A 9211-nucleotide genomic window follows, 5' to 3' on the forward strand; every position below is an offset into this window, starting at 1 on the left:
AGAAAGAACAGTGTTTATGGAAAAAATCTTAACGATGCACGATCTTGAGCAGAAAACGTTGAAGGAAATCTACAACTACGCTCGTGATTATAAAATTGCTTACTATTCACAGATGAATAAGAAGGAATTGTCGCTGGCTATCTTGCGTGAGCAGGATAAGAAGCGGGACTTCGTGGAAATGGAAGGCGTCTTAGAAATCGTTAGTCAAGAAGGCTACGGTTTTTTGCGTCCAATCAATTATGGTCCGTCACAAGAAGATATTTATATCTCACAGTCGCAAATTCATCGTTTTGGATTGCGTAACGGGGATTACGTGGCTGGACAAGCTCGTCCACCGAAGCCTAATGAGCGTTATTACGGCTTGATGCGGGTTGGGTCAGTTAATGGTCAGGATCCCAATGAAGCGAAGCAGCGGCCTCATTTTCCTGCTTTAACGCCATTGTATCCGCAGCGACAGATTAAACTGACGACTTCGGTTAACGTTTCGGCGACACGTCTGATTGATACCTTTGTTCCGATTGGCTTTGGACAACGGGGCTTAATCGTAGCGCCACCTAAAGCAGGTAAGACGACGTTACTGAAGAATATTGCGAACGGAATCGTTGCTAATTATCCCGATGCTAAGTTAATTATGTTATTAATTGATGAACGGCCGGAAGAAGTGACTGATCTGGAACGCTCGATCAAGGGTGAAGTCGTCAGCTCAACTTTTGATCAGCAACCGCAAAATCACGTGCGGGTTGCGGAGTTAGTTCTGGAACGTGCTCGGCGGTTAGTCGAAGATAAGCAAGATGTCATTATCTTGTTAGACTCGATTACGCGTCTGACACGGGCCTATAACCTGGTGATTCCTTCCAGTGGCCGGACATTGTCTGGTGGGGTCGATCCAACGGCATTTTATAAGCCCAAGCGGTTCTTTGGATCTGCTCGTAACATTGAAGAGGGCGGTAGCCTAACGATCCTAGGAACGGCGCTAGTGGATACTGGTAGTCGGATGGATGATATGATTTACGAGGAATTCAAAGGAACCGGGAATTCGGAATTGCAGCTCTCACGCGAGTTAGCTGAACGCCGAGTTTTCCCTGCACTTGATTTGAAGCAATCGGGAACGCGGAAAGAAGAATTGTTGGTGGATCATAAGTCGCTCGAACCAGTGTGGCAGATTCGCCGTTCAATGACGGGTAGTTCGTTGGAATATACGGAACAACTACTACAATTCTTGAAGCGTACAAAGACGAATACTGAATTTGTACATGACTTGGCCAATTTAAAATTGGCAGGTCAGTCAACGCGTCGACCACGTCGACAATAACTTTACGGTTAGGGCATTGGACAGGTTGACGGAACAACGTCATTCATGATAATATGTGTAACGTTGATTAAAACTATGATAATCTCTGTTTCAGCAAATGATTCAGGGCAAAGGAGCGTTATACAATGCAAAAAGAAATTCATCCAGATTACCACTTAGTTGTATTCCAAGATTCAACTACTGGTTTTAAGTTCGTCTCTGGTTCAACAGCTACTTCAGCAGAAACTGTTGAATGGGAAGATGGTAACACTTACCCATTGATCCGTGTTGAAATCACTTCAGACTCACATCCTTTCTACACTGGTAAGCAAAAGTTTACCAAGGCCGATGGTGCTGTCGATCGTTTCAACAAGAAATACGGTCTCAAATAAGCCTATTAATAATGACACGTTCTGGCAATTGCCAGAGCGTGTTTTTTTGTTTTAATTGATATTTATGTATTAATATAATGATGTACGTTATGCTAGTTGAGTGGATCATTAGCATGCACATGCGGGACTTACTCGCTTACCAGGGCAGTTGACAATGCTGGAACGGATTTTGAGCTCACAAGTAAAAGTCACTTGTGAGCTCAAAAATCGGCCTTACACTAACCCGAGCGAAAACCACTCAGCTAAGTGTAATTTCATGGCTAAGCATTGTCAGCCTCCCCCTCACAGCTAGGTAGGCTTTGAAATTTTGATAATGATTTACCTAAATTTAATTTGATTGATAATTACTTCAAAATAGTATCTAAGTGACAGCTTTTATCGCCGGTCGCCATTGTTAAAGCTAACGGAAAGATACATAAGAACAAACGTTGATTGTCGGTAGCTATATTTAGAATCATGAGTGGCGTTGAGCCATGCAAATTTTTGTGTGCGGAAGGAGACGGGCATAGTGGAATTACTCGATAGTAAACAAGCGTTTTATGCGACAACCATCTTTTTTGAGTCCTATTATTGGGCTTCTAAAGATGACGATCTGGGGAGTATCCTCGGAACGATGAACATGTGGACCGATGATGACAAACTGTTTGATAACGCCATTTTGGAAGATTGGCAGTTGTTTTTTCGTTCAACCGGACCGGAAAAACAAAATTTAGTAGAGAGTTTTAATGCAGTTTCACAGTTTGCAAACGAATATATACCAGGTGTATTGGATAATTCGATTGTCGCACGTCGCTTAACCTTCAGAATTCGTCAACTATGTGAACTAACCGTTGAAGAACGGGCCCAAGACCCCATTTGGGAGAATTGGGTTGCCGCAGTGGCGTGGCTGCAAAATCCAAATGTGGTCGCGGTTGAGGAGAGTCCTTTTCTTGAAGCTGGTGAAGAACCGTCTTATTCAGAACGAGCATTTCCGATTGCAAAAGTAATGCCACCAGAGTTACCGGTAGTGGCGATTGGGCCAGTGGGTGAGCACCTGACACCTGATCAAAGTTATAGCATTCTGAGGGTGTTTTTGAAGGATTACTATGCTTTAAGTAACGGTGATAAGGACTTAAAAGAAGCATTAGATAAGGTTGAGCAAAGAGGTGAGGCATTCCAGCATAATTGGCTTGATTTTTATCAAGAAGTTGCCAAGGATGCTTCTGTTATGGACTTGTTCCAAGTCTTTTGTGTGGTCAATCAGTTCATGCAGGACTACTTAATTAATAATGTGTTGAACACGGCGTTTGTTAGGACATTGAACCAAGATATTTGGCATACGGTGTACATGCCGGTAGCATTCAGAGAGCAGAGCGTGGTCTGGAACAAGTGGAAGACTGCAGCAGCGCAAGCTGTCACACAACCGTCCTTAAATACATCGGTGACACCTGAAATGACTGATGAAGTTAGTCATCAAGCTAAGTTGACAATGAAACCTGTATCACAGTATTCGCTGGATCGTCAGGTGAAAATTGATCAGATCACATTGAAACAAAATCGAAGGATCATGTTATTTTTTGTTGATCACTATAATGAAATGATCGGTGGCGATGAAGATCTGCAATTAATATTGCAGGAATTCAGGGATCAGATGCGAACTAGTGAGGCGCATGAAAAATGGCGTACTTGGCGAGCCTATTTTGAGACCGTTGCTGGAAATCAGGCTAATGTAAATCTATTTCAAGCTTTGTGGATTGCAGGTGAATTTCTGCAACATTATATTCCTGATAACTTTCTGTACCACACGCGATTTTCACGGGAATTAGTGTGGAACATGCAACAGACTGTGATTGCAGCGGATTATAAGAATGAACCGACTGATATCTGGGAGAACTGGATTGCGGCGGCTGAAAAAGTTCTAGAACGGGAAATCAGTGATCCGGCATTTAGAATCGACAATCGTATTTCAACTGCTTCTAAACCAACGGGTGCAGAGAATAAACGGTTAAAGAAGAAACAGTCCAAAAAAAGGGCTAAAGGGCAACTACAGAAAGTTAAGTCGGCGCCTACTTCCATCCAGTCTACGCCAGTGAATGAGACAACGCCGTTAGCAAATGAAGTAATTCGGAAATTACCATCGTGGACGAAAAAGAGGGCTGGTCATAAAAGCAAAGTGCACCAAGAAGGTGATGGCATCGTGGTTACCGATTTAAAACCAGTAGTCGATGAAGTTCCAGCAGCTATACCAGTTAAAGCACCTTTCCGTCACTCGGTGGATCAGCCTAAATTAAAAGGAGAAATTCGTTACGAGATTGATCATGGCGAATGTATCTGGGTCTACGATCTACAGGGAGATTATATCGGTACTGGGTTGCCTGATGAGTTGAGCCATGACCCTGTTCTGAATGAGATGCTAGAAAAAATGCAGAACCGGTACTATGATCTATTTATCGACAATGAATTTGAGTTCAGGTATTGCGGGTTTAAAACGCTACAGGATGCAGTCGATTACAATACTGATATTGATGCTGTGTATCAGTACATGGCGGAAAAGTTTAAAGGGACGTATCGGGTGGTCAATACTAATGGCGAAATGGGAGCAGAAGATGTTGAACAGGCACACGCCAAAAGTGTTATGCCAGCAAAAAAAGTAAAAAGTGTCTGGAAGGACTATTTCACCGCTATTAGTTATGGCGATCGGTTGCCCGTGGCGCTAAATAATTTTGCAGGCCGCCATGGATATGGGGCTGGGTTGATGTCTTCGACTTATTTTGAAGGCGATTTTGGTGAGGATAATCCGATGTTGCTACCGCAGAAGTTGGATGATCAGCATGTCCTATTGATGCATGGTTTTGATGATTATCAAATTGCTTATTTGGATTTTGAAACTTTTTGTGATTACTTAACGGTGAGTGTAAAGCAGTTGATTAGACGGGATAAGCGCAATCCAAGCAATCAAAAGCTACTAACGTTACTAAAGGATGTACGAAGAAATCTCTTATATAACTGATGCAACATAAAACCAGCCTCCTCACTGCCATTTTCGGCGGTAAGAAGGCTGGTTTTAATGTCGCGGCCTAGTAGCGCATGATCGCTAGTGCAGCCGTTTCAGTTGGCATGCGGTCGGTCGGAATAATCCGAATCTGACCATTCCTAGCCATAACCACGTCGACCAGATCATCGATCAGATTATCTGGTGCGGCAATCGGTTCAGTCATACCAACGTCCGTTACTGGTAAACTACCCGCAACTTGGGCGTCAGCGGCAACAATCAGGGTGTCGATTTGACCATTCAGGGCAGGCCTGATCATATCAAATGGATCATCCGCTGCTAATTGCTGTGACTTCGCTTGATCGTAGCGTTCCAGTAAGATGTCAGCTAACTGCGTATGCCACTTAGTTTGAACAGGTTCCGTTGCTGTCTGCATTTCAGCTAACGTTAAGTTCTTTGGTGATTTATCGATCATCAGATGTTGCGACAAGTATGGATTCTTATTGATAGCGCGGAAGACCGCCTGATTATGAGGAAGTCCCATCAAAATCAGTGGGCGTTGACTCTTTTGAGAATGAGCCTGGACATACTGTGCGACCTGCTGATAATAATTCTGCTGGTCAATGGTCCGTTCCTCAGCCTTGGCGTTATGGCCGTGGTAGTTGGCACCGTGAACCGGACTAGAATTAAAGTTCAGGTCGCCACCACGTTTTTCCGTTCCCAAAGCCCCTGTTAAAGTGGTTGGTGCGTCCGCTGGCATTTCGAGTTCAACGAAGTAGCCCCCGCGTTGTTCATACATACTGATGGTGTCTTCGTTCAGGGCTAACAGGTCAAAGTCGAATTGGTGCTGTCGGTCAGCCAGGATTGGTCGAATGGCTGGCATACTATTGACGATGACTTGATTGTCCGTAGGGTACTGCAGGTCAAAAATGTGGAGATCTTGCCCATTGGTTATGATCCCCGTCTGAGGTCCCGTGTGTTTGAGCCAAAAGGCGTTGTCGGTCATGATTTGATTAAGTTGCGCGTTGAATGGCGCAAAGTCTGTTTGTGGGAAGTGGTGGGCCATCTGGGTTTCAGCTTCGTTAACTAACTGTTTAAGTTGTAGGCGTCGGCGATTTAAGTCGTTTAAGACGGCAGCTGTATTGAGGTAGATGGCGATGAAAGGCCCAGCATCGCGTTGCTGCATCAGTTGAGTGAGATCGTTTTTTACCATGGTTTCCATAGGTCCAACCTACTTTCTTATTTTGATGTTTCTAGCATAACAGAGGTTTAAATCTACGCGCAATTGTTATGCATTTGATAAGTAATGGGTGATTTAAATTGGGTTAACGAATTCTGGACTTTATTCTATGAATCAATTAAGGTATATTTACGGTAACAACCTTTAGTTAAGGTGATAAATAAATGGGAGGCGGGATCAATGAAGTCAAAGAAACATCCCGGTTTAAAATGGTTAGGTCGGGGCGTCTTTGTCCTGTTAGTGGCGATATCCTTAGCCCTGATTTTTAATGAACAAATCAAGAGTTGGTTAGTCAGTTCCTACACGCCAACCGTTACGAAACAATCTGTTAAGCAGAATGCGAAGAAGAAGAGTGATTTTAATTTCTCTAAGGTCAAATCATTGGATTTTCAAACCGTTGCTAAGGCACGGATGAATAAGAATTCGATTAATGTGATTGGATCGATTGCGATTCCAGACGTTGATCTGTACTTGCCAATCGGTAACGGGGTCAGCAATGAGACTTTAGCCTTGGCAGCTGGTACGATGAAAGCCGACCAGAAAATGGGGCAGGGCAATTATGCGTTAGCTGGTCATCATATGATCAAGCATGGGGCGCTGTTCAGTCCACTCTACTATAAGAGTAAAGTTGGCCAGATGATCTACGTGAGTGACGCAAAGAAAATCTATGCTTACAAGACTAGCCAGCGGACATTTATCAAGGCAACCGACGTACAGGTGATTGACGACGTACCCGGTAAAAAGCTGATTACGCTGATTACGTGTGATAAGACGGGTGCGGGGCGTTTAATGATTCGTGGGACTTATCAGCAACAGTGGACATTTAAGTCAGCACCAAGCAGTGTTCAGAAGGCCTTTACAAGTCATTTTAATAACAAATATTAACAATTGTTACATTCAAGCTGTAAGGATACCGTTGGACGTTGATTCACGGTACAATAGAGACAGATAGTTAGTGACATAAGATTAAGAGGAGGTCTATCGTATGGTAGCTTTAATTATTATTGCGGTTGTGATTGTATTAATCGCAATTTACGTTGTGATCTATAACGGTTTAGTCAAATCACGGATGTATACACGTGAAGCTTGGAGTCAGATTGACGTCCAACTTAAACGGCGGACGGATTTAATTCCTAACCTGGTTAACACGGTTAAAGGATATGCTAAGCATGAAAAGAGTACGTTGGCCGAAGTTGTTTCATTACGGAATCAGTTAACGCAAGTTCCTAGTGGTGACCACCAACAGGCCATGGCTGTTTCGGATCAATTGACGAACTCATTGAAGAGTATCTTTGCGTTAGCTGAAAGTTATCCAGATTTAAAGGCCAACCAAGAATTTGGCAAATTAATGGAAGAACTTTCCAACACTGAAAATAAGATTGCGTACTCACGTCAATTATTTAACTCGAGTGCAGCTAGCTACAACATGAAGTTACAACAATTCCCATCAAATATTATTGCTGGTATGCACCACTTCCAAGCAACTGAATTCTTAACGGTTCCAGAAGCAGAAAAAGAAGCACCAACAGTTTCATTTGAAGATTAGAGGTTACGCCCATGTTATTTGAGCAAATTGCCCGCAACAAGCGGCACACGGTATACGTGATGGCCGCTTTTGTCGTATTAGTAGCCATCATTGGGGTGGCAGTCGGGTACGTATTTTTTAATAGTGCAGCATCTGGCTTAATCTTAGCCATCGTGATCGCAGCGTTTTATATGATCATTATGATTAATCAGTCTACTGATATTGTGATGAGTATGAACCACGGGCGCGAACTAAAGAATGTCGACGATGATCCTGAGCTGTGGCACATCGTTGAGGACATGGCGCTAGTTGCCAAGGTTCCCATGCCACGAATCTTTATTATCGATGATGCAAGTCCTAACGCCTTTGCAACGGGAAATAATCCTAAGAACGCTGCCGTAGCTGTGACAACGGGGATTCAATCTCGGTTGAACCGTGAAGAGATGGAAGGCGTGATTGGACATGAGATGAGTCATGTTCGTAATTACGATATTCGTTTACAGACGATTGCCTTAGCTTTAACCGCAGCAATCAGTTTACTGGTTAACTGGGGGATGAACGCCTTCTTTTGGGGTGGTGGTCGCCGCAGTCGCGATGATGATCGTGATGGCAATGGTGCGCAGATTCTGATGATGCTTTTAGCTGTGATTGTGATCGTGTTAGCACCACTAGCTGCTAGCCTAGTACAGTTGGCGTTATCACGTAATCGTGAGTACTTAGCAGATGCCGGCAGTGTCGAGTTGACCCGTAATCCACTGGGTCTGATCAATGCTTTGGAAAAGATTGATGACAGTCAACCAATGAAGCAAGCTGATCCTAGTAGTGCGGCACTCTACATTTCTGATCCGTTTAAAGCTAAGAAATCTTGGACACATTTATTTGATACCCATCCAGCGATTGATGATCGAATTACTCGATTAAAAAATATGTAATAAAAGACTATGATTCGTATAATAACGGGCTATAATAATGTTAAATAGACAGTTGAAAGAGTGAGACGGTTGCAACGCAAATATATTTACGCCAATTTAGAAAAACTTGATAACTTAGTCTTTGCCTACGGAATTGACCAAAGTGACTTCGTGCATGGTATTAAACGGTTACCCGCTAACTTAGTTTCGCTAGTTGGCGTTGATGATAACGAGCACGCAGTTAACGCGCACACGGGACTCAACGTCATCAATGACGAAAATGAGATTCGTCGTTATTTGTTGCAGAGTCACACGTTACCCGTTAAGTGGTTGGATTACGATGAAGTTGGTGATTTAGACTTTTTAACGGCTGCTGAAATTGCCGAGTTACTTTATTTAGGTCATATGAACCGGCCAATTCGGTCACCGTTCAATTACAAGTTACGCAATCACTATGTGTTCTTAGAGCAACGTAATGGTGGGATTAAGATTTACTTCTACTATATTTCGGCATTTAGTCATGTACTCAGTGCGGCAATTATTCGGCATACATTAGATGTATACCGTGGCCGCCGGCGGTTTATGCGTTCGTTGAGCGTTCCCCGAGTACCAGATCCGATTCTAAAACAATTAGTAAAGTTAATGGCAGATGGTCTGTTTATATATTTTGACCAGGCAACTGTGCGTCAACGACAATTACTAGTTCCCGTGCACACTGAGATCAATGAGAATGATATTGAGGTATTTGATCCAGCGCGTAGTGGGGAGAATAGCGGAACCCATAATGTTGCAACGTTAACGTTTAACTTGGGATCTGGTGAGTGGGGCTTACAGGTGCATGATCAAGTGGCCTTTGAGGATCATTTGTAGATAAGAGTGTG

General features: G+C 43.3%; 8 protein-coding genes. 7 read left to right on the plus strand and 1 reads right to left on the minus strand.

Annotated elements, in window-relative coordinates; all coding sequences use genetic code 11:
• Positions 1-16: 16 nt before the first annotated feature.
• The 3 genes from rho (at position 17) to ACG95_RS13910 (ending at position 4672) form a co-directional block, all read left to right on the plus strand.
• Positions 17-1312, plus strand: coding sequence for a transcription termination factor Rho (rho, locus tag ACG95_RS01685; protein ID WP_047998843.1), 1296 nt, complete (start codon positions 17-19; stop codon positions 1310-1312).
• 125 nt (positions 1313-1437) lie between these two features.
• Positions 1438-1683: a type B 50S ribosomal protein L31 gene (locus tag ACG95_RS01690; RefSeq protein ID WP_047998844.1), complete on the plus strand. Its 246-nt coding sequence runs from the start codon at positions 1438-1440 to the stop codon at positions 1681-1683.
• A gap of 508 nt (positions 1684-2191) precedes the next feature.
• On the plus strand, positions 2192-4672 hold the full coding sequence (locus ACG95_RS13910; RefSeq protein ID WP_053072631.1) for a hypothetical protein: 2481 nt from the start codon (positions 2192-2194) through the stop codon (positions 4670-4672).
• 67 nt (positions 4673-4739) lie between these two features.
• Here the strand turns inward: ACG95_RS13910 and ACG95_RS01700 are convergent, their stop codons facing one another.
• Positions 4740-5876, minus strand: a complete 1137-nt coding sequence (locus tag ACG95_RS01700) for a baeRF6 domain-containing protein (protein WP_047998845.1) — start codon at positions 5874-5876, stop codon at positions 4740-4742.
• A 198-nt stretch (positions 5877-6074) separates the two neighbouring features.
• Between ACG95_RS01700 and ACG95_RS01705 the strand changes: the two genes are divergently transcribed.
• From ACG95_RS01705 to ACG95_RS01720, 4 genes are all read left to right on the plus strand, one after another.
• Complete coding sequence (locus ACG95_RS01705; RefSeq protein WP_047998846.1) at positions 6075-6779, plus strand: class A sortase; 705 nt, start codon at positions 6075-6077, stop codon at positions 6777-6779.
• Between the two features lie 100 nt (positions 6780-6879).
• Complete coding sequence (locus ACG95_RS01710; protein WP_047998847.1) at positions 6880-7440, plus strand: LemA family protein; 561 nt, start codon at positions 6880-6882, stop codon at positions 7438-7440.
• An 11-nt stretch (positions 7441-7451) separates the two neighbouring features.
• Positions 7452-8351 (plus strand): zinc metalloprotease HtpX, encoded by a 900-nt coding sequence (gene htpX, locus ACG95_RS01715; protein ID WP_047998848.1) that lies wholly within the window; start codon positions 7452-7454, stop codon positions 8349-8351.
• A gap of 60 nt (positions 8352-8411) precedes the next feature.
• On the plus strand, positions 8412-9200 hold the full coding sequence (locus ACG95_RS01720) for a hypothetical protein (protein ID WP_047998849.1): 789 nt from the start codon (positions 8412-8414) through the stop codon (positions 9198-9200).
• The last annotated feature ends 11 nt before the right edge of the window (positions 9201-9211 follow it).

Source organism: Lactiplantibacillus herbarum (genome assembly GCF_001039045.1).
Taxonomy (GTDB): domain Bacteria; phylum Bacillota; class Bacilli; order Lactobacillales; family Lactobacillaceae; genus Lactiplantibacillus; species Lactiplantibacillus herbarum.